The following is a 25,207-nucleotide window of genomic DNA, read 5'->3' on the forward strand; positions in this document are numbered from 1 at the left end:
GCATGCTGCTGTGGATCAATGGACCATTCGGGGTCGGAAAGACCCAGACCGCATACGAACTCAACCGCCGCCTGGCCGGCAGCGTGGTCTGCGACCCCGAATTCGTCGGATACGGTCTGCACCGGACGATGCCGCGCGAGCTGCGCAGGGATTTTCAGGACTTTCCGGCCTGGCGGCAAGGGGTTTTCGAGGTGCTGGAACACACCTTGCGGCGGTACGACGGGCCGGTCATCGCACCGATGACCGTCTTCGAGCCGAGCTACTTTGCCGAGACAGTCGGTCGTCTGCGCGACGCGGGTCACAACGTTTTGCACTTCGCACTATTGGCGCAGCGGGAAACGGTCGTGAAGCGGCTGTCCGACCGCGGGTTGGGTTTCGGACGACTGCTGCGCCACGGCGGACCGCGGGACCTGCCGCAATGGGGCGACGCATTCGCGGTCGAACGGCTCGACCGCGGTCTCGAGATTCTGTCGAGGCCGGAGTTCGCCGAACATATCTGGACCGACACAGTCGGAATACCCCAGGTGGCCGACCGGATCGCCGCGACCGCCGGGCTGACTTTGGCGCCCAACACCGACGGCGAAATCCGGGCCCGGATGCGCCGGCTGGCGGTAACCGCGCGTCACATCCGGCTGTGATCTGCCCCGATGCGTGCCTCTGGGACAATGGTCGGCGGTGATATGACATGCAGACGACCGAACGCGAGACATCGCTGATCCCGCACGCCTCTCCACGGGCGGTGGTGGATCTGGGCGCGATCGACCACAACGTCCGCCTGCTGCGCGAACATGCCGGCAGCGCCCGGGTGATGGCGGTGGTCAAGGCCGACGGTTACGGGCACGGCGCCGTCGAGGTGGGTCGGGCCGCGGTGGCCGCTGGGGCCGCCGAACTCGGGGTGGTGACGATCGCCGAAGCCGTGGCGCTGCGGGCCGGCGGGATCACCGCACCGGTGTTGTGCTGGTTGCATCCGCCGGGCACCGACTTCACGCCCGCGCTGGAAAACGACGTGCAGATCGCGGTGTCCTCGGTGCGTCAACTCGACGAGGTGCTGGCGGCCGTGCGCCAGACCGGCCGTGCCGCGACGGTCACGGTGAAGGTGGACACCGGCCTGAGCCGCAACGGTGTCAGCCCGGCAGATTTCCCCGCGATGGTCGCCGCGCTGGGCCGGGCCCAGTCCGACGGCGCGATCCGGGTGCGCGGCATCATGAGTCACCTGGTGCACGGCGACGAGCCCGACAACCCGTTCAACGAGCTGCAGGGCAAGCGCCTGACCGCGATGCGCGAGCAGGCCGCCGAACAGGGCGTGGTGTTCGAGGTGGCCCACATCGCGAACTCGCCCGCAGCGATGACCCGTCCGGATCTGGCCTTCGACATGGTGCGGCCCGGGATCGCCGTATACGGCCTCAGCCCGATCCCGGAGCTCGGCGACATGGGTCTGGTTCCCGCCATGACCTTGAAATGCCCTGTCGCGCTGGTTCGTTCGGTGCACGCCGGCGACGGGGTGTCCTACGGTCACCGGTGGATCGCCAACCGGGACACCACGCTGGCACTGCTACCGGTGGGATATGCCGACGGCATCTTCCGCTTGTTGAGCGGGCGGATCGAGGTGCTGATCAACGGGAGGCGCTGCCCGGCGGTCGGGCGGATCTGCATGGATCAGTTCGTCGTCGACCTTGGCCCGGACGCCACCGACGTCGCCGAAGGCGACGACGCGATCCTGTTCGGCCCCGGCACCCAGGGCGAACAGACCGCCCAGGACTGGGCCGAACTGCTCGGCACCATCAACTACGAGGTGGCCACCAGCCCACGCGGCCGGATCACCCGCACCTACCTAGAGGCAGGTCGCGAGCGTTGAGTCGCAATGCTCAGTGGCTGGCCGGTGCGGCCGGGGTCACCGCCGTGGGCACGGTGGCGGGCCGGTCGGTGGCACGGTCGCTGACCCGGCGCAGCACCGGTGAGGATCCCTATCTGGGTGAGGATTTCGAACGCCTGGACGCCGATCGTAGTTCCGTGGTGACAACCGACGACGGGGTGCCACTGGCCGTGCGGGAAGTCGGCCCGAATGACGCGCCGCTGACAGTGGTTTTCGCCCACGGATTCTGTTTGCGCATGGGCGCCTTCTACTTTCAGCGCACCCGGCTGGCCGAACAGTGGGGTCCGCAGGTGCGGATGGTGTTCTACGACCAGCGCGGCCACGGTCAGTCGGGGATTGCACCGCCGGACACCTACACCGTCGAACAACTCGGACGTGATCTGGAAGCCGTTCTCGCCGTGACGGTTCCACGCGGCCCCGCAGTGCTGGTCGGACATTCGATGGGCGGCATGACGGTCCTCTCGCATGCGCGACAGTTCCCGCGCCGCTATCCGAAACAAATCGTCGGCGCCGCGGTGATCTCCTCGGCGGTCGAAGGCGTGGCGCGCTCACCGCTGGGGGAGATCTTGCGCAACCCGGCGCTGGAGGCGGTGCGGTTCCTGGCCCGCTATGCCCCTGGTGCGGTGCACCGCACCCGCGGCGCCGCCCGGTCGGTGATAGGACCGATCCTGCGGGCGGCGTCCTACGGCGACGAGTCCGTCAGCCCGAGCGTGGTCGAGTTCTCCCAACGGATGATGCACGGCACGTCGATCACCACCCTCGTCGAATTCCTGCACGCCCTCGAGGTCCACGACGAGGCCGGCGCCCTGCGGGTGCTGGCCAAGGTGCCGACACTGATCGCCTGTGGTGACCGGGACCTGCTGACCCCAATGGAATACTCAAAGGCCATGGCCGCACAGCTACCCCGCTCCGAACTGGTGATCGTCGGGGGAGCCGGTCATCTGGTCCAGCTTGAGGAGCCCGTGGTGATCGACGACGCACTGGTCCGTCTGGTGGAGCGGGCCACGCCCTCCAAACTGGTCACGCTGTCCCGCCGGGTCCGCGATCGGGTCTGGTTCCGTGGCTGAGCGCAGCGCCGGTACGGCCGAACTCGCCACCACTGAGGACACCATCGCCCTCGGCGCAACGCTGGGCGCGGGGCTGAAAGCCGGTGATGTGGTGGTGTTGTCGGGCCCGCTGGGTGCCGGCAAGACGGTGATGGCCAAGGGCATCGCGGCGGCCATGGACGTGGACGGGCCGGTGGTCTCACCGACGTACGTGCTGGCCCGGGTGCATCCGCCCCGGCAGGCCGGCCGCCCCGCGATGGTGCATGTGGACATGTACCGACTGCTGGACCATCCCGGTGTCGATCTGTTGGGTGAGCTTGATGCGCTCGACCTCGACACCGATCTTGACGACGCCGTCGTGGTGGTCGAGTGGGGTGAGGGCCTGGCCGAACGGCTCTCCGATCATCACCTGGACATTCGTATCGAGCGCGACACCGACACCGAGACGCGCACGGTGATCTGGCAGTGGAGCGCCCCATGAACATCTTGACCATCGATACCTCGACCCCGGCGGTCAGCGCCGGCGTGGTCCGCCATGCTCCGGAGGGCGTCGTGGAGGCCCTCGCCGAGCGGGTGACCGTCGATGCCCGTGCCCACGCCGAACAGCTGACGCCGAACGTGCTCGGTGCCGTGTCTGTTGCCGGGATCACCGTTGCCGATCTCGACGCGGTCGTCGTCGGCTGCGGGCCGGGCCCGTTCACCGGGCTGCGGGTGGGAATGGCCAGTGCTGCGGCCTTCGGCCATGCGCTGGGCGTTCCGGTGCACGGGGTGTGCAGCCTGGACGCCATCGGTGTCCACACCGACGGTGACGTGTTGGTGGTCACCGATGCGCGGCGCCGCGAGGTGTACTGGGCGCGTTACCGCGACGGAGTCAGGGTCGACGGCCCCGCCGTCAACGCACCCGCCGACGTTGTCGTGGATTCCACGGTGGCTGCGGTGGCCGGGTCACCCGAGCACGCCGCAATGTTCGCGTTGCCTCGGCTCGAGGTGGTGTACCCGACGCCCGCGGGCCTGGTGCGCGCCGTCGCCGACTGGGACGACCCACAACCCCTGGTGCCGCTGTATCTGCGCCGACCCGACGCCAAACCCTCTGCGGCGGTGCGGAAATGATCGTGTTCGACGCACTGACCCGTGCTGATGCCACGCGGTGCGCCGAGCTGGAATCCAAGCTGTTCGCCGGCGACGATCCCTGGCCGGCCACGGCGTTCCTGGCCGAACTCGACGCCAAGCACAATCGCTACCTCGCCGCCCGCAGCGACGACGTCCTCGTCGGCTATGCCGGTATCTCCCGGCTGGGCCGAATGCGCCCGTATGAGTACGAGATCCACACCATCGGCGTCGACCCGGACTTCCAGGGGCAGGGGATCGGACGCCGGCTGCTGAACGACCTGCTCGACTTCGCTTCCGGCGGAACGGTTTTCCTGGAAGTTCGCACCGACAACGAACCGGCCATCGCGCTGTACGAGAGTGTCGGATTCGCCAACATCGGCCTGCGCAAGCGGTACTACCACGCCAGCGGGGCCGACGCCTACACCATGCAACGCCTTCCCCAAGGGGGCCCGACGTGATCATCCTGGCCATCGAAAGTTCTTGTGACGAAACCGGGGTCGGTATCGCAGACCTCGCCGAAGACGGAACCGTAAGGCTTCTCGCCGACGAGGTCGCTTCCAGCGTCGACGAGCACGCCCGCTACGGCGGCGTCGTACCCGAGATCGCCTCGCGCGCACACCTGGAAGCCCTCGGGCCGACAATGCGCCGGGCCCTGGACACCGCGGGTATCGAACGGCCCGACGTCGTCGCCGCGACCATCGGGCCCGGGCTGGCCGGGGCGCTGTTGGTCGGGGTGGCCGCGGCCAAGGCATACGCGGCCGGCTGGGATGTCCCGTTCTACGGGGTCAACCATCTGGGTGGGCACCTCGCCGCCGACGTATACGACCACGGACCGCTTCCCGAGAGCGTCGGTCTGCTGGTCTCGGGTGGGCACACCCATCTGCTGCACGTGCGGTCGTTGGGCGAGCCGATCATCGAGTTGGGCAGCACCGTCGACGATGCGGCAGGGGAGGCCTACGACAAGGTGGCCCGGCTACTCGGACTGGGTTATCCGGGGGGAAGGGTGCTCGACGAGCTGGCCCGCACCGGTGACCGCAACGCCATCGCCTTTCCGCGGGGCATGACCGGGCCGCGGGACGACCCGTACGTGTTCAGCTTCTCGGGACTGAAGACCGCGGTGGCTCGTTATGTAGAGGGCCACCCGGAGGCCTCGCAGGCCGACGTCGCCGCCGGTTTCCAGGAGGCCGTCGCCGACGTGCTGACCGCGAAGGCCGTGCGCGCGGCCACCGACCTCGGGGTGTCCACCCTGCTGATCGCGGGCGGGGTGGCGGCCAACTCCCGGTTACGTGAGCTCGCCGAGGAACGCTGCGCGGCAGCGGGCCTGACCCTGCGGGTGCCGCGGCCGCGGCTGTGCACTGACAACGGCGCGATGATCGCGTCGTTCGCGGCACACCTGATCGCGGCGGGGGCGGCCCCCTCGCCGCTGGACGTGGCCAGCGATCCGGGGTTGCCGGTGGTGAAGGGACAGGTGGCATGAGTTCGACGGGCGACAAGCTTGAGGTCACCGAGCTGCTGTACCGCTACGCCGAGCTGATCGATGCGGGTGACTTCGACGGGGTCGGGAAACTACTGGGCCGCGGCTCGTTCATGGGCGTGGCGGATGCGTCGGCGATCGCGAAGTTGTTCGCGCACACCACCCGCCGATTCCCGGACCACGGCAACCGCACCCGAACCCGCCACCTGGTGCTCAACCCGATTGTCGACATCGAGGATGCGCGGGCAACGGCCCGTTCGACGTTCGTCGTCGTGCAGAACACCGAGACCGTGCCGCTGCAGCCCATCGTGGTCGGCCGCTACGCCGATGTGTTCGCCCGTGACGACCACGGCTGGTATTTCACCGAGCGCAAGGTCGACGTCGAGATGGTCGGAGACGTGTCTGATCATCTGAACATCCCGTTATAGGGGCGGAGTATCACGCCGGCCGGCTATGCGGCCGCGTGGATGTTCACGACATGGATGTCGCTGGTGAACAGCCTTGCGCTCATCGGTAGCGGTGGGGCGGTACTTCGATACGTTCGGCCGGTCGGTGTGGTGATTTCAGTAGTGTGCCGGCCGTACCGGTCGTAGCTGGTCAACGTCTGCCAGTCGGCACATTCCTTCGTGTAATTGCACCTCTCGCAAAGCCCTTGGCCGTTGGCAGCACTGGTCGCGCCGCCATCGGCGTGCCGGGTGATGTGGTCGACGTGCCGTACCGGTGCATCGCAGTACGGGGTGCGGCACGTCTGGTCGCGCAACTTGATGAGCCAGCGCAGGCCCTTGGGGAACTTGCGGGCCGTCGACTCGAGGGCCACAAGGTTGCCGGTGCGGGGATTGGCGTACAGACGTCGAACCGCGGCCTCGGCCTGTGGGTCGAGGACTGCGGCCCAGGTCATCCGCCGAGCCACCTCGGCCGGGATCGGGCCGTATCCGTCGAGGATGGCGGGCTCGGAACCCTGGGCCAACAAGCTTTCGTCGGACATCACCAGGTTGAGGGTGACGGGGACCGCGTCACCGACCTCCCGACCGGTGACGCGACGATAGAAGGTATCGGCCAACAACGGGCCCCGCCCGTCGCATCCTGCCCCGGCGGCGATTGAGGCGGAGGCAGCGGCCGCGGCGCCTACCTGCAGCGACTCGTACACCGTCTGACCTTCGGCCGCCGTCAGCAAGGCCGTGACGTATGCCATGTTGTGCGGGGCGGGACGAAGCGTGACCGTGCGGTCCACTTCGTGGCGGCTGATGCTGTCCAGTACCGCTGCGCTGTCGAGCCGGAACGCGGTCCGGCCGGCCTCCGCTTCGATCTTCTTGTCGCCGAGGCCGTCCAAATTCGAGGGGTCGGAGCACAGTTCGGCATCCATCGCACGCCGATATTCGGGGCGCAGGCACGCGGCATGGTCCGCGATGATCATGGCCCGGTTTTCCGTGAGGGCCCCTGACTGCAGCGCGGCCAGGGTGTAGGGCATGTCGTCGACGAGAATTCGCGACATCTTCAGATATTTGGCTCCGTGCCACGGCGAGGCATTGCGGGCCAGGCCGACTTCGGAAGCCAGGCCTCTACCGCGCTTGGCGGCGGGCACACCCTGAGCGGCCCTGTGTGCATGACGTTTGGCTTCCAGCATCGCGGTCACCCGTGCCTGCCCGGCGGCGATGCCGGAGGCCGCTCGGTTCATCGCCGCGAGCTGATCGACCAACGCCTCCTCGGTGACGTTGGGATCGATCGTGAAACTCGACCCGAACATATGTTCGATAGTAGTGCGGCAAGATTGTCGGCGCAACCGTTGACAACTTCAGCCCTCGGCGAGTTCTGGCGGCACGCACAGGCCCACCCTTGAGTGCTAGCACTCGCATGTATAGAGTGCTAGGTGGCACGCGGCCAACCTCCAGCGCCGGCACCCGCGACGACGGAGCGAGGGGCACGGGCGCATGCCGAACACCTGGTTAACCCGAGGGCCCCGGAGCACACCGGGACTCGATACCCCAACAAGTGGAGGGCTTCCATCGTGGCAGTCAACATCAAGCCACTCGAGGACAAGATCCTCGTTCAGGCCAACGCGGCCGAGACCACGACCGCTTCCGGTCTGGTCATCCCCGACACCGCCAAGGAAAAGCCGCAGGAAGGCACCGTCGTCGCAGTTGGCCCCGGCCGCTGGGATGAGGATGGCGAGAAGCGGATCCCCCTGGACGTTGCCGAGGGCGACACCGTCATCTACAGCAAGTACGGCGGCACCGAGATCAAGTACAACGGCGAGGAGTACCTGATCCTCTCCGCGCGTGACGTGCTGGCTGTCGTCAACAAGTAATCACTCGTGTAACCGCCCCGGAGATCCCCGTGTTCAGCGCGGGTGATGTCCGGGGCGGTATGCGTTCTCAAGCAGAAAGACATCTATGAGCAAGCAGATTGAGTTCAACGAGACTGCGCGCCGTGCCATGGAAGCAGGTGTCGACAAGCTGGCCAACGCGGTCAAGGTGACCCTGGGTCCCCGCGGCCGCTACGTGGTGCTGGCCAAGGCTTTCGGTGGACCACAGATCACCAACGACGGTGTCACTGTTGCCCGCGAGATCGACCTGGAAGACCCGTTCGAGAACCTGGGCGCCCAGCTGGTGAAGTCGGTGGCCACCAAGACCAACGACGTCGCTGGCGACGGCACCACCACCGCCACCGTGCTGGCTCAGGCCCTGGTCAAGACCGGGCTCCGCCATGTCGCGGCGGGCGCCAACCCGATCGAGCTGGGCCTGGGTATCGGCAAGGCCGCGGACGCGGTGTCCGAGGCCCTGCTGGCCGCGGCCACCCCGGTGTCGGACAAGAACTCCATCGCGCAGGTCGCCACGGTGTCCTCGCGTGACGAGCAGATCGGTGAGCTCGTCGGCGAGGCCATGACCAAGGTCGGCCACGACGGTGTGGTCACCATCGAGGAGTCCTCGACGCTGAACACCGAGCTCGAGGTCACCGAGGGCGTCGGCTTCGACAAGGGCTTCATCTCGGCCTACTTCGTCAACGATTTCGACTCGCAGGAAGCAGTGCTCGAGGACGCGGTGGTGCTGCTGCACCGCGACAAGGTCAGCTCGCTGCCCGACTTGCTGCCGCTGTTGGAGAAGGTTGCCGAGGCCGGCAAGCCCCTGCTGATCATCGCCGAGGACGTCGAGGGCGAGGCCCTGTCCACGCTCGTCGTCAACGCCATCCGCAAGACGCTCAAGGCCGTCGCCGTCAAGGCGCCGTTCTTCGGTGATCGTCGTAAGGCGTTCCTGGACGATCTGGCGGTCGTCACCGGCGGCCAGGTTGTCAACCCCGATGTGGGCCTGGTGCTGCGCGAGGCCGGTCTGGACGTGCTGGGTTCCGCCCGCCGCGTGGTGGTCACCAAGGACAGCACCGTGATCGTCGATGGTGGCGGCTCCAAGGACGCGGTCGCCGATCGCGTCAAGCAGCTGAAGGCCGAGATCGAGTCCACTGATTCGGACTGGGATCGGGAGAAGTTGCAGGAGCGGCTGGCCAAGCTGTCCGGCGGCGTCGCGGTGATCAAGGTCGGCGCGGCCACCGAGACCGACCTGAAGAAGCGCAAGGAAGCGGTCGAGGACGCCGTCTCGGCGGCCAAGGCTGCCGTCGAGGAGGGCATCGTCACCGGCGGTGGCGCCGCCCTCGTGCAGGCCCGCGGGGCCCTCGACAAGCTGCGTGGCGAGGTCAAGGGCGACGAGGCACTCGGTGTCGACGTGTTCTCCTCGGCGCTGTCGGCTCCGCTGTACTGGATTGCCACCAACGCCGGCCTGGACGGTTCGGTCGTGGTGAACAAGGTCAGCGAGCTGCCCAACGGGCAGGGCTTCAACGCCGCCACCCTGACCTACGGTGATCTGGTCGCCGAGGGCATCGTGGACCCGGTCAAGGTGACCCGCTCCGCGGTGCTCAACGCCGCATCGGTGGCGCGCATGATCCTGACGACCGAGACGGCCATCGTGGACAAGCCTGCCGAAGAAGAAGATCACGGGCACGGCCATCACGGCCACGCTCACTAGAAGTAGTTCGCTAGGAGTAGTCCGAAACACCCCCGGCCATCAGGCCGGGGGTGTTTTGTTTCGACATGGACCGGATCTTTCAGTGGGTGTGGGATCGGTATGGGCCGGTGTACTCCTGGGCGATCTGCGTACTGGTCTTCCTTGCGGGGCTGTCGGTTTACGTCGCCTACCCGATAGTCATCGTCGCCTTCGAAGGATCCGATCGCTACATCGAGGCGGTCGCCGTCGCTTTTGCCGCCATGCTGCTGCGGGTTTACCTGCTGGTGCTCCCGGGCTCGAAGCCGTTGCGTCTGATCGAAAGGTGGGCGGCAGGCCACGAGGTCGATCCGATGGAGGCGCTCCGTGCCACCTTCAGCTACGGGCGCAAGACAGCAGCCCGAGCACTCGCAACCGATGTCGTCTGGGCGCCCTGCGTCGGGGTTGGTGTCGCCGCGATCGCCGGCGCGTCCGGGTGGCGGCTGGTCCAGTACGCGATTTTCGGTGCCGTATACGGAGCGGCGATCGGAGTGATCGGTGTGCACAGCTTCAGCGAGGGGTCGCTGCGGCCAGTGCGGGCCGAGATCGCCGGTGACACAGGGATTGGCGACTCGCTGCCGCGCTCCCACCCGACTTTTGCCGCGTGGTCCAACATCACCATGCTCGCGATGGCACTCGCGTTCGGCACCGGGACCGCGCTTACCGCGTCCGCGATCGACCGCGCCCGCCAGGACCCTGTTGTCTCCGTCGTGATCGGGTGTGCGTTGATGCTGATTGCCGGGCCGATAGCGGTCATGGTGACGTCGCCCTTCCTGCGACCGATCCGCGACCTTGCACAGGGGACTGAGCGTGTTGCCGCCGGCGACTACAGCCAACGTCTGCCTGTAGTCCAGGACGACGATCTGGGTGCACTCTCGGCGTCGTTCAACCGCATGCAGGCGGGTTTGGCTGAGCGGCAACGGCTTCAGGCCGCGTTCGGGACCTATGTCGATCCGGCTTTGGCGGCGCGGCTACTCGAGCAGGGTGACGACATTTTCACCGGTGAGCGGCGGGACGTCACGGTGTTGTTCGTCGATATCCGCGATTTCACCCCGTTCGCCGAGACCAACAGTGCCGAGGACACCGTCGCCCGGCTCAACGCGCTCTTCGAGATCGTGGTGCCCGCGGTCGTCGATGCCGGTGGGCATGTGAACAAGTTCCTCGGCGACGGTGCGCTCGCGGTCTTCGGAGCACCGAACGTCCTTGCGCGTCATGCCGATGCGGCGGTGAGCGCCGCCGTGCTGATTCATCGGGTTGTCAGTGAGGGATTCGGTGGTGAGCTTCGGATCGGGATCGGCATCAACACCGGTGTGGTGATCGCCGGGACCATCGGTGGAGGAGGCAAGCTGGAATTCACATTGATCGGCGACGCCGTCAACGTGGCCGCCCGTGTCGAGCAGCTGACCAAGACGACCGGTGATTCGATCCTGCTCACCCAGTCGACCGCCGACGCATTGGACGTGCGCCCACCCGGACTCACCGACCGGGGGTTTCACGAGCTGAAGGGCAAGTCAGCCGCGGTGAAGGTGTTCGGGCTCAGCCCATAGCCCCACTGCGCCGAGCCTGCGCGATGAGTTTGTGAACCGCCGCCGGTCGGTAGGGGTATGACTGACGAAACCATGAGCGCCACGTGCACCATCAATGCGCCGGCCGAAACCGTGTTCGCGGTGCTGGCCGACCCGACCACTCATCAGGCGATCGATGGCACCGGCTGGGTGCGCGAGTCGCTTGACGGTAAGCCGCTGACCGAAACCGGGCAGATCTTCCGGATGGCGATGTACCACGACAACTACGGCGGCATGCACTACGAGATGGCCAACCGGGTCGAGGTTTTCGAGCCGCCGCAAGCGATCGCATGGCTGCCCGGCCAAGGCGCTGACGACGCCGCCATCGAGTTCGGCGGCTGGATCTGGCGCTATGACCTTGAGCCGCGCGGTGACGACCGGACCGAGGTCACCCTCACATACGACTGGTCGGCGGTGCCGCCCGCACTTCGCGAAGAGATCGAGTTCCCGCCGTTCGACCGGCAGCATCTGGACAACTCGCTCAAGCACCTGGCCGGGTTGGCGCAAGATCGGACGTAGCCGTGGGCTGAATGGATACCAGTCGGACCGCGTCCTGCCGTGTGTCGTCAGCCACGAACCGGACCACGATGCTTTCCGCAGGAAACTTGGTAGCCAGGTCATTCAGCGTCCTGGGCAGGAAGACCCTCGCCTTCGCGTTGCCGTACCAATTGGGGTTGGAGGGGGAGGTGTCGAGACTGCCGACCTTGTCGATCTCGGTGTCCCATTCTTGAACCGGATCCGGCGGTGTTTCGCCGAATCCGGCCGATTTCAGGTACGCATCTGCTTGTCCGGCAAGGGTGATCGCCGTGCTGCCGCCGACCGGTGTCCCGGTGATCGTCCCGTCGATGACATCGGCCGTCACCGATGTCAGCCGCGCAGTGCACACGTTGTCGACGACGTTGGGCGGCACGCAGAATCCGGGCAGCGGAGCCGCGTGGGCTGGGGCGACGTTCAGGACGGCGGGGATCGCCAGTGCTGCTGTGGCAGCACCGATGAGCGCCTTCGCCCGGCGGCGATCGTTCGGCATTGAGGTCCCCCTCCTTCGGGCACCCTTCACGGGTGTTGAATTGTATTTCGGCTCACCCATCGCCACAGTTACAGATCGTCAGCTCTCGATAGGCGCGTACCAGTCGGCGTTGGTGAGCAGCACCCGTGTCCCCAGGTCCCGATTCCATTCCGGCTCGATGCCGTGGCGACGCACGATGGGGAAGACGACCTCGTCGAGCATCCGCACCACGTCACCGAAATACAGGTCCTCCTTCGCCTGATCGCTGAGCCGGTTGTATGCGTCCTCGTCGAAGTTCTCGGGCTCGAACGCTCCATAGCCGATGTAGGTGGAGCCGTCCTCGATCAGGCGATCGGTGTCCTGGCTGTGGAAGTAGATGAACCCGGTCCAATGGCGGGTGTCGTCGCGCTCATCGCCGATCTCGGCCGACGCGCAGGTTCCGCAGCAGGAAAAGTCGGCCCGCGCGACCACGCCGTTGGTGTTGAGCTCCTCGAACGCCGCCTGGGTCCGCGACCGGTAGTCGCCGATCTCGGTCTGCTGGCGCAGCCTCGCCTCGCGCAGAGCGGCGAAGGCGTCGGTGAGTTGCTCGTCGGTGAGCTGGTAATCGCCGGCGTAGTTGTCGAGGAACTCCTCGACATCGTCGTTGCCGGTGACGAGCATTCCCCAGATCTCGGAGGTGAGGGTCGCGCGGTCGTCCGCGTCCAGCGCGAGGTCGGGGAGTGCGGCGTGGACCGGGATCACGTTCGGGTTCGACGGTGCGCTCACTGCGCTGGGCCTCCAGATGTGCTGTCGGAACCGGGCGATCGCCCGGCGGTGGTGATCGTAACGGCGGAACCGAATCGGTATCGGACCGAGATCACGACACGTCATGCGGCAGTGCGGTTTTTCACATCACGTAGCCCACAATTCGGACATGACGGAACCGCGGGAGTCGCCGCGCGGGGTCTCGCGTCAGACGTTCCTGCGCGGGGCCGTCGGGGCATTGGCCGTCGGCGCGGTATTCGGGTCGGGCCGGGCCAGTGCCGAGCCGGCCGGCTGGGGCGACCTCGCCGCCGCCATCAATGGGAAAGTGGTCCTGCCGGACAACGGCGGGCAGTTCACCTCGGCCAAAAGTGTTTTCAACACCAACTTCAACGGCCTGACGCCCGCTGCGGTGGTGACCCCGGCAACGGCGGCCGACGTGCAGCGGGCGATGGAATTCGCTGCGGCACATAACCTCAAGGTCGCTCCACGCGGCGGCGGGCACTCCTATGTGGGCGCGTCGACGGCGAACGGCACGATGGTCATGGACCTGCGCCAACTGCCCGGCGATATCAATTACGACGCGGCGACCGGGCGGGTCACGGTGACACCCGCGACCGGTCTGTACGCGATCCACCAAACTCTGGCCGGAGCCGGCCGGGGGATCCCGACGGGTACCTGCCCGACGGTCGGCGCTGCCGGACACGCTCTGGGCGGTGGGCTGGGCGCCCAGTCGCGGCACGCGGGCTTGATGAGTGATCAATTGGTCTCGGCGACCGTGGTGCTGCCCGGCGGTGCCGGTGTCACGGCGTCGGCCAACGAACATCCGGATCTGTACTGGGCGTTGCGCGGCGGAGGTGGCGGTAATTTCGGGGTGACGACGGCGCTGACCTTCGCCACCTTCCCTACCAGCGACGTGGATGTCGTCGGCCTGCATTTCCCGTTGGAGGCCTTCGCGCAGGTCCTTCTCGGGTGGCAGAACTGGCTGCGTACCGCCGACCGCAACAGCTGGGCGCTGGCCGACACCATCACCGATCCGCAGGGCGCGCACTGCCGCATCCTGGCGACGTGTCCCGCCGGGTCGGGCAACAGCGTGGGAGCTGCTGTGATCAAGGCAGTAGGGCTGCAGCCGGCTGGGACCGAGAACCGCACATTCAACTACCTGGATCTGGTGAAGTTTCTGGCCGCCGACAATCTCAATCCGTCGCCGCTCGGCTATGTCGGTGGATCCGACGTGTTCCCGACGATCACCCCGGCCGCAGCCCAGGGAATCGCCGCGGCGTTCAACGCCTTCCCTGCAGGGGCGGGCCGCCCGATCGTGATCATGCACGCACTCGATGGTGCGTTGGCCACCGTGGGCTCGGGTGACACCGCCTTTCCGTGGCGGCGGCAGTCCGCGCTGGTGCAGTGGTACGTGGAAACTTCCGGTTCACCTGCGGCGGCGGCCAATTGGCTGAACACCGCTCACCAGGCGGTGGCACCGTATTCGGCCGGCGGCTACGTCAACTATCTCGAAGCGAACCAGCCCGCGTCGCGGTATTTCGGTGCCAACCTGTCCCGCTTGGCAGCCACCCGGCAGAAATATGACCCGGGCCGGATCATGTTCTCGGGCTTGAACTTCTGAGAGAGGCCGCCATGGACGAGAAGTCTCCGCAGACCCCGGCGGCCGTGGCCGCACTTGCGGTGGCGACCCGTTTCTACACGCCCGCCTTGTTGAACCACTGTGCGCGTTCGTATCTGTGGGGCGTGAAGTATGCCGCCGCGCACGACATCGCCTTCGACGACGAGCTCTATTACGTCTCGGCGATGCTGCACGACCTCGGTTTGACCGACCCGTTCGACAGCCACCGAGTCGAGTTCGAGGTGGCGGGCGGTGACCTGGCCTGGGTGTTCGGGGTGGCAGCCGGTTGGCCCGCGGACCGGGCTGCCAGGGCGACCGAGATCATCGTTCTGCACATGCGCGACGACGTTTCGGCTTCTGCCGATCCCGAGTCCCACCTCCTGCAGGTCGCCACTGCGTGGGACGTCGCCGGTCGCCGGCCAGAGGAGTTCCCCACCGAGACGAGGCTGGAGATATTCGCGCGCTATCCCAGGCAAGGTTTCGGCAGTGAATTCATTGCGTGCTTCGAGGATCAGGCGAGGCGCAAACCGGGTGGCGCCGCTGCCGTATCGGTGGCCAACAATGGTGCCGAACGCATCAGAGCCAATCCTTTGGACACCTTGGCGTAGCCGCTTCAATCTCCGGCGCAGTCGATTTCACGTGCTCCGCCCAAGAGAGGTGTAGCGGACTACTCGTGCGTGCGTGGCCGCCAATGCACCTTCGGACCGCAAGACACACAAGCGATTTCGATACCGGTGTTCGGGACCGGGATGTTCGTCGCAGTGACCAATCAAGGGCAGCGCAATCAGCGTGTGGACGGCAAGGTCTACTGCATCCGCGAGATTCCCTGATCGAAATCGGTTGCGACGCAAAGAGAAAGCGTGCTCGCATGCTTTCCGAGTCAAGAAGGAGGCGGCGCGATTACCGTCATGGGCGTCAATACTCTACATACTCGCTGGTAGTGCGGTATAAATCCGTGCATATGGGTGGACCCCGACCAAACTGACAAAGGGGGCGGGCGTGCGAACACCACAGCGCTATCTGGTTTTGGGACTGCTGTCGGCGATGGTCCCGTTGGGGGTCGTCACCACCACAGCACCTCCGGCGAAGGCGGAATGCACAAGTTCGGGCTATGCCACGGTCTGTGCGCAGGGAGACGTGCGCGGTGCAGATGGCGTGCCACGAGCAGCAACACCGGTCGTGCCCTATCCCTGTGACTACGACTGGTATTGCGACACCGGGTGGGATCTCGATGTCGCCTGGGATCCGGGCGGGCCTGGCCGCCCAGGTGGGCCTGGTGGTCCGGGCGGCCCCGGCCGTCCGGGTGGCGGTGGCGGCATCGGACCGCGTTGAGGAGCTACGTCATGAACCGTGGACAACTTGCTGAAGGAGCCAACATGTCGCTCTCACGTCTCACGCGGCGCGCAGCCGGCGCCGCGATCGGTGCCGGTGTGTTCGCCGGCCTGACACTTCTGACTGCTGGGGCGGCCGCGGCAGATCCACCCGTCCCGCCGCCGTGCACGGCCGCTGAAATGGCGCGCGTGATGTCGGGTGTCTCCTTCGAGACCTCGAATTATCTGACCGCTCACCCTGACACCAACGACTTCTTCACCAGTCTCAAGGGCCAACCGAAGGATCAGATCGGAAAACAGGTTCGAAGCTACCTGGAGGCCAATCCCGCCGTGCAGGACGACCTCGCCCGCATCAGGCAACCGGGCGCCGACTTCCGACAGCGCTGCGGACTTCCCGCGATTCCCTGATGATTTGATGTTCGTTGGCCCGAGGCCGAGGTGAGCGATGGGCGGCTTGAGCCTGCCGGGGTTGTGGTTGTTTCTGGCCGTGGTTCTCGCTGGGTCGGTCTTGTTGGCTGTCGTGAGTGTTTGGATTGCCAACAAGACCGTGTACCGGCCGGGCGTCAAGACGCAGACGGGCACACTGTCACCGTTTCTGACCACCGTTGCCCTCGTTTACGGCACGCTGCTGGGGTTCACGGTTGTCGTCGCATGGGAGCAGTTCTCCTCGGCGGAGGAGAACGTCACCAATGAGTCATCGACTCTGGCGACGATGTACCGGCAATCGGTGAGCCTGCCGGGGCCTGAGCAGGTGCGAATCCGGGGACTGCTGCGTACCTACACCGTCGCCGCGCAGGCCGAGTGGGATACGCGGCAACGCGTTGTCGCGAGTGGTTCGGCGCGAGGGGCGATCACCGACATGTACCGCGTATTGGGTCGGGAAGGCCCCACCGCCCACCCGGTCAACGCGGAGATTCGCGATCAGCTCAATGTCTTGACATCGCAACGGAACACGAGAGTCCTGGATGCGAAGCCTCGGATACCGGGTCTGCTGTGGAGCGGTCTGCTGTTCGGGGCTGTCCTTCTCATCGGGCTCATCGGCTTTACTCACCTCGGCAATGCGGTGAGTCACATGATTCTGTCGAGCGCGATCGCCATCCTGCTCGGCCTGCTGCTGTTCCTCATCTTCTGGCTGGACCATCCGTTCGGGGAGCAGCTTGGCGTTACGCCGGCATTGCTCGACTACGCGGTGCAGGTCTTCGACGGCGTCGATCAAGGCAAGTAGACGGTGCGAAGGTCGCCATGTGACCGGAAGTTCTTCCATCCCATAGATTTCCTGTTGGTTCTGAAAAGGCAGCTCGTCAACGGGGACCGTCAGGGAGAGTCCTGGCAATCGACGGGCACGTCACCGGCGGTCTGGGTCATGTGCACGAACCGTGTAGGGCTGCCCTTTCAGTCCCGTGGCCTTGCCCACCGGCCTAGCCTCGAAGACGATGTGTCTCACTTGCCACCCGAACGAGTGAAGGAACCGAACATGCGAGCAACCGTGATGTATGGAGCCGGTGACGTGCGGGTCGAGAACGTGCCCGACGCGACCTTGAAGGAGCCGACCGACGCAATCGTGCGCGTCACCAGCGCCTGTATCTGCGGCAGTGACCTGTGGCCGTACCAGTCCATGCCGCACAAGGACGGCGGCCGGCGGATGGGCCACGAATTCATCGGCATCGTCGAGGACGTCGGTGCCGACGTGTCCGGGCTTCGTCGCGGCGATCTGGTGGTGGCGCCCTTCGTATGGGCGGACAACACCTGTGACTTCTGCCAGGAGGGATTACAGACGTCGTGCCGCCACGGCGGAGGGTGGGGCGCCCCCGGAGTCGATGCCGGCCAGGGTGAGGCCGTACGCGTTCCGCAGGCGCAGGGCACGCTGGTGAAGCTTCCGGTAGCGCAGGACTCCGCGCTCATGCCCTCCCTCCTGACGTTGTCCGACGTCTTCTGCACCGGTCACCACGGCGTGGTGACTGCCAGGGTGGGGCCGGGATCTTCGGTGACCGTCATCGGTGACGGTGCGGTGGGGTTGTGCGCGGTGCTGGCCGCCAAGCGGTTGGGCGCCGAGCAGATCATCCTGAACGGACGACACACCGTCCGGACCGACCTGGGCCGCGAGTTCGGCGCCACCGACGTGGTACCGGAACGTGGTGATGAAGCCGTCGAGAGGATCCGTGAATTGACCGGTGGTGACGGGACGCATGCGGTGATCGAATGCGTCGGGACCGAGCCGTCGCTCGCCACCGCCCTCGATGCGGTGCGGGCCGGTGGCCGCGTCAGCCGGCTGGGGGTGTCTCAATACACGGAGGTGCCAATGGGTTTCGGAACCTTCTTCCGTAACGTCACCCTCACCGGCGGCGTCGCACCGGCCCGCGCCTACATCGAGGAACTGATGCCCGATGTTCTCGACGGCACCATCGAGCCCGGTCGGGTCTTCGACCGCACCATCGGCCTGGACGACACCCCCGCCGGCTACCGCGCCATGGCCGACCGTGAGGCCCTCAAGGTGTTGATCGAGCCATGACTCTGCTGCTGCACGATCGTGACGATCGTGGCGTCGTCACCCTCACGCTCAACCGCCCCCAAGCCTTCAACGCGCTGTCGGAGGCGATGCTGAACGCGTTGGGTGAGGCCATTGATGCACTGGCCGAAGACGAGACAGTGCGGGCCGTGATCCTCGGCGCTTCGGGCAAGGCCTTCTGCGCCGGGCATGACCTCAAGGAAATGCGGGCCGAGCCGTCACTGGCGTACTACGAGCAATTGTTCGAACAGTGCACCGACGTGATGCTGTCCATCCAGCGCCTGCCGGTGCCGGTGATCGCGCGGGTCCAGGGGCTTGCCACGGCAGCGGGTTGTCAGCTTGTCGCGATGTGCGATCTCGCGGTGGCAGCTCGGGATGCCCGTTTCGCGGTCAGCGGTGTCAACGTCGGGCTGTTCTGCGCAACCCCGGGAGTCGCGCTGTCGCGCAACGTGCCTCGCAAGGTCGCATTCGAGATGCTGGTGACCGGCGAGTTCATCTCCGCCGAGCAGGCTTGCGCGCTGGGACTGGTGAACCGCGTGGCACAGGCCGAGGCCCTCGACGACGAGATCGAGGTGCTGGTCGCGAGCATCGTGGCGAAGCCCCGCGTCGCGGTCGCGATGGGGAAGGCGTTGTTCTACCGGCAGATTGACGTCGACATCGAGTCCGCCTACGCCGATGCGGGGCAGACGATGGCCTGCAACATGATGGACCCGAGTGCCCTCGAGGGGGTGCAGGCCTTCATCGACAAGCGCCCCCCGGCGTGGCCGGGCCTCAGCGGCGCTGCAATTCGATCACCGGGATGATCCGGGCGGTCTTGGTCTGGTACTCCCCGAATCCCGGGGCCTTCTCGACGATGCGTGGGTAGGCGGAGTCGCGCTCGGCCAGCGGCATCTCCCGGGCATGCACGTCGTAGGCGTCGGTGCCGATCTCGACGTGGGCATCGGGATGCGCGCGCAGATTGTGCAGCCACGCCGGGTCGACGTCAGCACCCGCGTACGAGCCGACGATGGCGAGTTTCCCGTCGATGTCGAATGCCATGACCGGGTTGACGCGCTCCTTGCCGGACTTGGCGCCGGTGGTGTGAAGCAGGAGCAGCGTTGCCCCCTCGAAAGGGCCGCCGACCTTGCCGCCGTTGGCGCGAAACTCGGCGATGATGTTGTCATTCCAGTTGTCTGCCATGGTTTCCTTCCTACGCCTGGGCAGCGCAACGGTGCAGTGAGATCACGAAATCGCGGTCGTGGTGACGTGGACCGACGAGGTCAGGGTCTGATGCACGGGACAACGTTCGGCAATGTCCATGAGCCGCTGCCGTTGCGTCTCGTCGAGCTCGCCGATCAGCTCGATCTCGCGATCGATCTGATCGAGCATGCCCTTGGTGGTTTCACAGTCCGCACAGTCTTTGGCATGAATACGTGAGTGACGCAACGTCACTCGCACTTGCTCAAGCGGCCAACCCTTGCGGTTTGCGTACATCCGCACCGTCATCGACGTACACGCGCCCAGACCGGCCAACACCAGGTCATAGGGATTGGGGCCGGCATCGTCGCCCACGGGGAGGGGTTCGTCGGCGATGAATTCGTGGCGCCCGACAGTGATCTGTTGGGTGTAGGTACCGGCGCCTGTTTCGGCCACGGTCACGTCTGTTGTCATGCCCACGAGTCTCCGTGAGCAGACACACAACTGCCTCCAAATGCTGATTTTTGGGCAGTTTTGTGTCTGCTCGCGAGAGAATCGAGAGAATTCAGCCCACCAACCTCACGTCGACCGTGGCCAGGCGGTCCGGGTCGCCGATGATGTCGATGCCGTGAATCCGTCCGTCACGGATGTCAAGGCGCAGTAGGGACTTCAGCCGGCCTGCGGGTGCGATGACGATACCCGCGGCGCCGTCGAGGACGGCGACCTCACCGCCCCGCGCTGTCGCGGCGAACATCTTGGATTCCTCGACAAACTCCCGGGCGCCGCGCAGCTGGACGGGGAGGTGTCCGCCGACGAGCACGCGATCCACGCGGCGCACCACGTCGGGATCGAGAATCTCCAACAACGCATCGAGGTCGCCCTCTCGCGAGGCGGCCAGGAATGTCCGAGCGATCTCGAGGTGCTCGGCGGTGGGGCGAGCCGCGACGGCCGCACCATGCACCCGCTCCCGGGCCCGGCTGGCCAGTTTCTTCGCAGCCGTCGGCGTGCGATCGAGCTGTGCGGCGATGTCGTCGAACGGCACCGCGAAGGCGTCGTGCAAAACGAAGGCCACCCGCTGGGCGGGGGAGAGCCGGTCGAGCACCACGAGCAGGGCGCGGCCCACCGACTCGGCCATGGTCACCTCTTCGTCGGCGGCGGGGGCGACGGCAGTGGGAGGCGGCTCGTCGGCGCCGAGGACCTCGGCACGCCGTTTCCGCTCCCGCAGTCGGTCGAGGCATTCGTGCGCGGTCACCGTGGTGAACCAGCCGGTCGGATTGCCCACGTCGGCGATGCCGCGCCGGCTGACCTTCAGCCACGCGGACTGGACCGCATCGTCGGCGTCGTGCACCGAACCGAGTAGCCGATGGGCGACCGCGCGCAAGTGGTGCCGATCCTCCTCGAATCGGGCGGCGAGGGCCTCGAGGTCGGTCACAGCGTCACCTTTCGGGCGTGGGAAACGTCATCAAGGTGAACCACCACCGCTGCAACCGAACATGGGAGACGACCATCATGACCCTACAACTCGGCACGATCGCGGCCGTGATCGTCGCGATCGCCATCGCGGCCAATGGGGCGATGGCACTCGCGGACCTCGTCGGGGCCCGCTTCGTACTGGCCAACTCTGCAGAGGTCGGCGTCCCGCGGACCTGGGTACCGACGCTCGGGCTGCTCAAAGGCGCGGGCGCCGTCGGACTGCTTGTGGGTCTGTGGGCTTTCCCGCCGCTCGGCGTCGCCGCCGCGATCGGTCTGATCGCGTTCTTCGTCGGTGCCCTCATCACCCACATCCGCGCGCGGGTGTTCTACAACATTGCCTTCCCGGCCGCGTTCCTCGTGCTCGCGGTGCTGGCGCTGGGCGCCTTCGCGGCGGGCTGACCTCCAACTGCAAAGGCCCCACCCCTCGCGGGACGGAGCCTTTGCAGTTCGGAGTGTGAAGTTTGCTGTGGAGTCAGGCGCTGCGGCGGATGCCCCGCTTGAGCAAAAGCTCACGCTCGGCCTCGCTCAGCCCGCCCCAGATGCCATACGGCTCGCCGACGGCGAGCGCGTGGGAGCGGCACTGGGTGATCACCGGGCAACTGCGGCACATCTCCTTGGCGCGCACCTCACGCTGCGCCCGGGCGCGTCCACGTTCGCCGTCGGGATGGAAGAACACCGACGAATCGACTCCACGGCAAAGTCCCTGCATTTGCCAATCCCAGATATCCGCGTTGGGTCCGGGAAGTTGCTGCGGCTGCGGCATTTGGAAAACCCCTCTCTGCTCGCCCATTTCGCCAAAAGTGGGCGGGTATGAGTCGGTGGAACCGAACTGAGCACATGTCGCCGATGACCGCTCGTGCACACAAACTAGGGGGACCGAATAAAGCGAGTCAATACCTTGGCGGTGTGCCAAAGGACATAACCGCAGGTCGAGAATTTACATCACGTTCATCATTGTGACGCGGTGACGGAGACATCGGTGATGAGGATCTGCTAGAGGTCTTGCGGTTTTCCCTGTTGGGCCAGGCTGGGGCGTTGTATGCAATTCCGGGCAATCGACAGTTAGTTGACACGCCATTAACATTCGAGCCATCAATTGTTAACTAATGCGCATAGCGCAATATTCAATACCCGGTTCCGCCGGTATCCGGTTCCCACGGGCCCTCGAATCGTTCCGTATTGATACCGTCGCCTACCGATGACGACATCCGCACCTGCTGCCTCGACGCTGGCTGACGCTGCTTTCGGGGCCGATCCGGGCCGCTGGCCGCTGCCCAGCGCGGCCACTCCGCACGAGCGCTGGCTGCGGGCTGTCGCCGCGGGTGGGCAGGGGCGCTACAGCTGTGCGCTCACCGAGCTCGCCGCGATCCTGCGGAGCCCGGATTCCGGTCCGCTGGTCTCAATTGCCCACAGCACCCGCGCGTCGTTTCTCCGCCAGCTGGGCGGGCACGCGCGCGCTCGTGGCGCCGACGGTCAGGCGTGGGCTCACCGCGGTGACGACGACGAGGCCGCCGCCGACGCGCTCGTCGGGCTCGCCGCGGACGCCCTCGGGGTCGGGCGGTTCGCCGTATCGGCCCGACTGCTCGACCGGGCGCGCGCCATCGACACTCCCGCCGGCTCGCGACAGCGGATCCGGCTGTCGTGGGTAGGTGCCGAACTGGCGATGGTTCAGGGCGACGGTGTGACGGCGGTCCAGCATGCCCGTTGCGGAGTCGCCGCGGCGGCCGGACACAGCTCGACGCGCCACGCCGTCAAATCCGAAGTCGTGCTGGCCGCAGCGCTGTGCAGCGCCGGCGAACTCGACGCTGCCCGGGACGTCGCCGACGCGGCCCTGCCGGCCACCGAGAAATCCGGGCTGATTCCGCTGCGTTGGGCCCTGGCCTGCGTGCTGGCCGACATCGGAAGTAGCACGCACGACGCTGCCCAAATCAGCCGGATCCGGGACCTCAGCGCCGATACAGTGCGTCGCAGAGGCGGGGTCTGGGCCGGCGCCTGAGCGCGGCACCGGCAGGGCACCGCCCCATTGATCGTTATTGTTTAGCTCAGCCAATCCGCCGCGAGTGTCGGTGCAACGTAACGCTGGAGAGATCGCCCACGATGACAAGTTCGGGAGACCGTCTCGACGTTGTCGTTGCTGAGGCAGTGGCAGGTGATCGAAACGCGCTCTCGGAAGTGCTGGAGATCATTCGGCCGATCGTCGTTCGGTACGTCAGGGCGAGGGTGGGGGCGACCGAGCGCAGTGGTCTATCAGCTGATGACGTTGCGCAGGAGGTGTGCTTGGCCGCCATTACGGCGCTGCCGCGCTACAAAGATCAGGGACGCCCGTTCCTGGCCTTTGTCTACGGCATCGCTGCGCACAAGGTTGCTGACGCGCATCGCGCGGCAGCCAGGAACCGTGCCGAGCCCACCGACGTGGTGCCCGAGCGGTTTTCCCTTGACACGGGGCCCGAGCAATCCGCTCTCGACACCGAATCTTCTGAACGAATGGCCCGGCTGCTGGCCGTGCTGCCCGAGAAGCAGCGCGAGATCCTCATCCTGCGTGTCGTGGTCGGGATGAGCGCCGAGGAGACCGCCGAGGCCGTCGGGAGCACCGCCGGCGCCGTACGTGTCGCCCAGCACCGCGCACTGGCCAGGCTGAAGAACGAGATCATGGCGACGGGGCGGGATCATGCCTGACTTCGGCCGCTGGACCTCAAATGGTGGTGATCCGTCCCTCAACGAGATCAACCGGTCCGAGAAATTCATCGAGGCGCTGTCCCTCGAGCATCAGGTCTATGCGACCGACCGGGAGGAAGCCGAACTGGCCGTCCTGCTGGCCGGGTGGCGCGATGACGCACGCCGCACCCCGATGTCGGGTATCGCGCCGCCGCGTGAGGCCGTCAAAGCGCTCGACAAGGCCACCGCGCAGGGGCGGGTACGTTTCCCGATGGCGCTGGTGGGATCGATGGCCGCGGCCGTGCTGTGCCTCGGTGGATTCGGGGCGGCCGTGTACGGCTCCGGCCCCGGCGATGCCCTCTACGGCGTGCGCGGACTGGTCTTCGGGTCGGCGCCGGTGACGCGCGACGTGGGGGTCGAGCTGGCGTCGAGCGAGCTCAAACAAGTCCAGCAGCTGATCGACGACGGGCAGTGGGAACAGGCCCAGCAGAAGCTGCAGACCATCACCACCACTGTTGCCACCGTCGACGACCAGCAGCGCAAGCAGCAGCTCGTCGACCAGTGGCAGCAGCTGTCGGTCAAGGTGGAGAACCGCGACCCGAATGCGACCGTGCCGCCCGATGCGCCGCCGGTGGTGTTGCCCGAGGTGACGGTGACGACGACCCCGTCCGAGAGCACGCCAGGGGAGACTCCGACGTCCACACCGACGACCGGGCCATCGACGTCGCCGACGGAGCCCAGCCCGGGTTCGGAGACGTCCACGCCGTCGACGTCGCCGTCGGAGAACCCGACGTCCGCACCGACGTCGACCCAGCCGTCGACCCCGTCCTCCTCGACCGCGGCACCGACACCGTCTAGCAGTGCCGAGCCGACGACGAGCGCCCCGGCGCCGGTGACAGCTCCCTCGTCACCGATCACACAGTCGTCGGCGACGCATACGACGTCGGCCCCGACCACCTCGTCGGCGCCGGTGGTCGAAGTACCTCCGGCGACCACGACGACGGTCGCACCGTCCGTGGAGCCGACATCTGTGCCCTCAGCACCGCCGGCGCGCACGACGCCGGCCGCGCCCGCGGAGACCGGCAGTGGCGAAAGTCACGGAAGCCAGTCGGGCGGGCACGGCGGAGAAGGACCGGCCATGCCGGCGATCGAGGTGCCCCTGTTGCCGGGGCTAGGCGGTTCTCAGCGGTAGCCGTCGGTTTCCGACGTCGCCTCGTTGAGCGATGCGTCGGCGTAGCCGCGGCAGTAATCCCACGTCACGTAGGCATCGGGTTCGGGATCGTAGGCCGGCTCGTGCGGGCGCACGGTGCCGTCGACAAGTAGTTGCAGCAGGTTGGCGCGGAGCATGTCCCAGTCGTGGTAGTGGTCCTGCTGGCATTCGTCGCAGCACACGACGAGGCCACGAATTCCCTTGTGTGCCAACAGCGCTTCGTACACCGCGAGATCGGCTAGATCAGCCTCGACAGCCGTCCGTTCCTGGGGGTCCAGAGGCTGGCCCGGCTCGATCGCGTCCAGCGCAGCAGAAGGATCGCAAGGATCATCGGCAAACGGATCGGGCGGCAAACCAGGGGGGAGGTGGTCACGCACGAGTCCCACACTACGCAG

General features: G+C 66.6%; 31 protein-coding genes. 23 read left to right on the top strand and 8 right to left on the bottom strand.

Annotation, left to right across the window (positions count from 1 at the left end):
* The first annotated feature begins 2 nt into the window (after positions 1 to 2).
* Genes ACZYZF_RS11015 through ACZYZF_RS11050 form a run of 8 tightly spaced genes read left to right on the top strand, consistent with a single transcriptional unit; the run spans position 3 to position 5,931 of the window.
* Positions 3 to 638: an AAA family ATPase gene (locus ACZYZF_RS11015; RefSeq protein WP_463835671.1), complete on the top strand. Its 636-nt coding sequence runs from the start codon at positions 3 to 5 to the stop codon at positions 636 to 638.
* 47 nt (positions 639 to 685) lie between these two features.
* Positions 686 to 1,855: an alanine racemase gene (gene alr, locus ACZYZF_RS11020; RefSeq protein WP_463835672.1), complete on the top strand. Its 1,170-nt coding sequence runs from the start codon at positions 686 to 688 to the stop codon at positions 1,853 to 1,855.
* Entirely contained in the window at positions 1,852 to 2,940 is a 1,089-nt protein-coding gene (locus ACZYZF_RS11025; RefSeq protein ID WP_463744860.1) for an alpha/beta fold hydrolase, read from the top strand. Before alr ends, ACZYZF_RS11025 begins: the two co-directional genes overlap by 4 nt.
* A complete protein-coding gene (tsaE, locus tag ACZYZF_RS11030; RefSeq protein WP_463835674.1) occupies positions 2,933 to 3,400 on the top strand; it encodes a tRNA (adenosine(37)-N6)-threonylcarbamoyltransferase complex ATPase subunit type 1 TsaE in 468 nt (155 codons plus the stop codon). The genes ACZYZF_RS11025 and tsaE overlap by 8 nt, the downstream gene beginning before the upstream one ends.
* Positions 3,397 to 4,029, top strand: coding sequence for a tRNA (adenosine(37)-N6)-threonylcarbamoyltransferase complex dimerization subunit type 1 TsaB (gene tsaB / locus ACZYZF_RS11035; RefSeq protein ID WP_463835676.1), 633 nt, complete (start codon positions 3,397 to 3,399; stop codon positions 4,027 to 4,029). The genes tsaE and tsaB overlap by 4 nt, the downstream gene beginning before the upstream one ends.
* Complete coding sequence (rimI, locus tag ACZYZF_RS11040; RefSeq protein ID WP_463744857.1) at positions 4,026 to 4,487, top strand: ribosomal protein S18-alanine N-acetyltransferase; 462 nt, start codon at positions 4,026 to 4,028, stop codon at positions 4,485 to 4,487. The genes tsaB and rimI overlap by 4 nt, the downstream gene beginning before the upstream one ends.
* On the top strand, positions 4,484 to 5,506 hold the full coding sequence (tsaD, locus tag ACZYZF_RS11045) for a tRNA (adenosine(37)-N6)-threonylcarbamoyltransferase complex transferase subunit TsaD (RefSeq protein WP_463835678.1): 1,023 nt from the start codon (positions 4,484 to 4,486) through the stop codon (positions 5,504 to 5,506). Before rimI ends, tsaD begins: the two co-directional genes overlap by 4 nt.
* Complete coding sequence (locus ACZYZF_RS11050) at positions 5,503 to 5,931, top strand: nuclear transport factor 2 family protein (protein ID WP_463744855.1); 429 nt, start codon at positions 5,503 to 5,505, stop codon at positions 5,929 to 5,931. Before tsaD ends, ACZYZF_RS11050 begins: the two co-directional genes overlap by 4 nt.
* Positions 5,932 to 5,954: 23 nt before the next feature.
* Here ACZYZF_RS11050 and ACZYZF_RS11055 read toward each other — a convergent pair whose 3' ends face one another.
* A complete protein-coding gene (locus ACZYZF_RS11055) occupies positions 5,955 to 7,247 on the bottom strand; it encodes an HNH endonuclease (protein ID WP_463835680.1) in 1,293 nt (430 codons plus the stop codon).
* Between the two features lie 258 nt (positions 7,248 to 7,505).
* Here ACZYZF_RS11055 and groES point away from each other — a divergent pair, with 258 nt between their 5' ends.
* The 4 genes from groES (at position 7,506) to ACZYZF_RS11075 (ending at position 11,612) form a co-directional block, all read left to right on the top strand.
* Positions 7,506 to 7,808, top strand: coding sequence for a co-chaperone GroES (groES, locus tag ACZYZF_RS11060; protein ID WP_163669842.1), 303 nt, complete (start codon positions 7,506 to 7,508; stop codon positions 7,806 to 7,808).
* Positions 7,809 to 7,893: 85 nt separating this feature from the next.
* Positions 7,894 to 9,513 carry a chaperonin GroEL gene (gene groL, locus ACZYZF_RS11065; protein WP_463835682.1) on the top strand — a complete coding sequence of 540 codons (1,620 nt, stop codon included), beginning with the start codon at positions 7,894 to 7,896 and terminating at the stop codon, positions 9,511 to 9,513.
* 65 nt (positions 9,514 to 9,578) lie between these two features.
* Entirely contained in the window at positions 9,579 to 11,075 is a 1,497-nt protein-coding gene (locus ACZYZF_RS11070; RefSeq protein WP_463744852.1) for an adenylate/guanylate cyclase domain-containing protein, read from the top strand.
* 57 nt (positions 11,076 to 11,132) lie between these two features.
* A complete protein-coding gene (locus tag ACZYZF_RS11075) occupies positions 11,133 to 11,612 on the top strand; it encodes an SRPBCC family protein (RefSeq protein WP_463744851.1) in 480 nt (159 codons plus the stop codon).
* Here the strand turns inward: ACZYZF_RS11075 and ACZYZF_RS11080 are convergent.
* Positions 11,575 to 12,120, bottom strand: coding sequence for a hypothetical protein (locus ACZYZF_RS11080; RefSeq protein ID WP_463744850.1), 546 nt, complete (start codon positions 12,118 to 12,120; stop codon positions 11,575 to 11,577). The two genes, ACZYZF_RS11075 and ACZYZF_RS11080, sit on opposite strands and share 38 nt — an antisense overlap.
* A 78-nt stretch (positions 12,121 to 12,198) precedes the next feature.
* Entirely contained in the window at positions 12,199 to 12,864 is a 666-nt protein-coding gene (locus ACZYZF_RS11085) for a DUF6891 domain-containing protein (protein ID WP_463835683.1), read from the bottom strand.
* 148 nt (positions 12,865 to 13,012) lie between these two features.
* Here ACZYZF_RS11085 and ACZYZF_RS11090 point away from each other — a divergent pair, with 148 nt between their 5' ends.
* From ACZYZF_RS11090 to ACZYZF_RS11120, 7 genes are all read left to right on the top strand, one after another.
* Positions 13,013 to 14,464 carry an FAD-binding oxidoreductase gene (locus ACZYZF_RS11090; protein ID WP_463835684.1) on the top strand — a complete coding sequence of 484 codons (1,452 nt, stop codon included), beginning with the start codon at positions 13,013 to 13,015 and terminating at the stop codon, positions 14,462 to 14,464.
* 11 nt (positions 14,465 to 14,475) lie between these two features.
* Positions 14,476 to 15,069, top strand: coding sequence for an HD domain-containing protein (locus ACZYZF_RS11095; RefSeq protein ID WP_463744847.1), 594 nt, complete (start codon positions 14,476 to 14,478; stop codon positions 15,067 to 15,069).
* Positions 15,070 to 15,460: 391 nt separating this feature from the next.
* Positions 15,461 to 15,793 carry a hypothetical protein gene (locus ACZYZF_RS11100; RefSeq protein WP_454788815.1) on the top strand — a complete coding sequence of 111 codons (333 nt, stop codon included), beginning with the start codon at positions 15,461 to 15,463 and terminating at the stop codon, positions 15,791 to 15,793.
* Positions 15,794 to 15,837: 44 nt separating this feature from the next.
* Positions 15,838 to 16,200 carry a heme-binding protein gene (locus ACZYZF_RS11105; protein WP_463835685.1) on the top strand — a complete coding sequence of 121 codons (363 nt, stop codon included), beginning with the start codon at positions 15,838 to 15,840 and terminating at the stop codon, positions 16,198 to 16,200.
* Positions 16,201 to 16,237: 37 nt separating this feature from the next.
* On the top strand, positions 16,238 to 17,017 hold the full coding sequence (locus tag ACZYZF_RS11110; protein ID WP_463835686.1) for a bestrophin-like domain: 780 nt from the start codon (positions 16,238 to 16,240) through the stop codon (positions 17,015 to 17,017).
* 249 nt (positions 17,018 to 17,266) lie between these two features.
* Complete coding sequence (locus ACZYZF_RS11115) at positions 17,267 to 18,301, top strand: zinc-binding dehydrogenase (protein WP_463835687.1); 1,035 nt, start codon at positions 17,267 to 17,269, stop codon at positions 18,299 to 18,301.
* Entirely contained in the window at positions 18,298 to 19,101 is an 804-nt protein-coding gene (locus ACZYZF_RS11120) for an enoyl-CoA hydratase (protein ID WP_463835688.1), read from the top strand. The genes ACZYZF_RS11115 and ACZYZF_RS11120 overlap by 4 nt, the downstream gene beginning before the upstream one ends.
* On the opposite strand, the gene ACZYZF_RS11125 is transcribed toward ACZYZF_RS11120, so the two are convergent.
* From ACZYZF_RS11125 to ACZYZF_RS11135, 3 genes are all read right to left on the bottom strand, one after another.
* On the bottom strand, positions 19,070 to 19,477 hold the full coding sequence (locus ACZYZF_RS11125) for a nitroreductase family deazaflavin-dependent oxidoreductase (RefSeq protein WP_463835689.1): 408 nt from the start codon (positions 19,475 to 19,477) through the stop codon (positions 19,070 to 19,072). The two genes, ACZYZF_RS11120 and ACZYZF_RS11125, sit on opposite strands and share 32 nt — an antisense overlap.
* Before the next feature lie 42 nt (positions 19,478 to 19,519).
* The gene (locus ACZYZF_RS11130; RefSeq protein ID WP_463835691.1) at positions 19,520 to 19,948 is read right to left on the bottom strand and encodes an OsmC family protein; all 429 of its coding nucleotides are present in this window, start codon (positions 19,946 to 19,948) and stop codon (positions 19,520 to 19,522) included.
* Positions 19,949 to 20,039: 91 nt separating this feature from the next.
* The gene (locus tag ACZYZF_RS11135) at positions 20,040 to 20,906 is read right to left on the bottom strand and encodes a sigma-70 family RNA polymerase sigma factor (RefSeq protein ID WP_463835692.1); all 867 of its coding nucleotides are present in this window, start codon (positions 20,904 to 20,906) and stop codon (positions 20,040 to 20,042) included.
* A gap of 77 nt (positions 20,907 to 20,983) precedes the next feature.
* Between ACZYZF_RS11135 and ACZYZF_RS11140 the strand changes: the two genes are divergently transcribed.
* Positions 20,984 to 21,346, top strand: coding sequence for a DoxX family protein (locus ACZYZF_RS11140; protein ID WP_463745288.1), 363 nt, complete (start codon positions 20,984 to 20,986; stop codon positions 21,344 to 21,346).
* 73 nt (positions 21,347 to 21,419) lie between these two features.
* On the opposite strand, the gene ACZYZF_RS11145 is transcribed toward ACZYZF_RS11140, so the two are convergent.
* Positions 21,420 to 21,710: a WhiB family transcriptional regulator gene (locus ACZYZF_RS11145; protein ID WP_454788825.1), complete on the bottom strand. Its 291-nt coding sequence runs from the start codon at positions 21,708 to 21,710 to the stop codon at positions 21,420 to 21,422.
* Positions 21,711 to 22,145: 435 nt separating this feature from the next.
* Here ACZYZF_RS11145 and ACZYZF_RS11150 point away from each other — a divergent pair, with 435 nt between their 5' ends.
* From ACZYZF_RS11150 to ACZYZF_RS11160, 3 genes are all read left to right on the top strand, one after another.
* Positions 22,146 to 22,943, top strand: a complete 798-nt coding sequence (locus ACZYZF_RS11150) for a hypothetical protein (protein WP_463835694.1) — start codon at positions 22,146 to 22,148, stop codon at positions 22,941 to 22,943.
* A 101-nt stretch (positions 22,944 to 23,044) separates the two neighbouring features.
* Positions 23,045 to 23,623 (top strand): sigma-70 family RNA polymerase sigma factor, encoded by a 579-nt coding sequence (locus ACZYZF_RS11155; RefSeq protein ID WP_463744839.1) that lies wholly within the window; start codon positions 23,045 to 23,047, stop codon positions 23,621 to 23,623.
* Positions 23,616 to 24,794 carry an anti-sigma-D factor RsdA gene (locus tag ACZYZF_RS11160; RefSeq protein ID WP_463835695.1) on the top strand — a complete coding sequence of 393 codons (1,179 nt, stop codon included), beginning with the start codon at positions 23,616 to 23,618 and terminating at the stop codon, positions 24,792 to 24,794. Before ACZYZF_RS11155 ends, ACZYZF_RS11160 begins: the two co-directional genes overlap by 8 nt.
* Here ACZYZF_RS11160 and ACZYZF_RS11165 read toward each other — a convergent pair.
* A complete protein-coding gene (locus tag ACZYZF_RS11165; RefSeq protein ID WP_069404784.1) occupies positions 24,785 to 25,189 on the bottom strand; it encodes a DUF5319 domain-containing protein in 405 nt (134 codons plus the stop codon). The genes ACZYZF_RS11160 and ACZYZF_RS11165 overlap by 10 nt on opposite strands.
* Positions 25,190 to 25,207: the final 18 nt, after the last annotated feature.

This window comes from Mycobacterium sp. IDUB_24 (assembly GCF_055419385.1).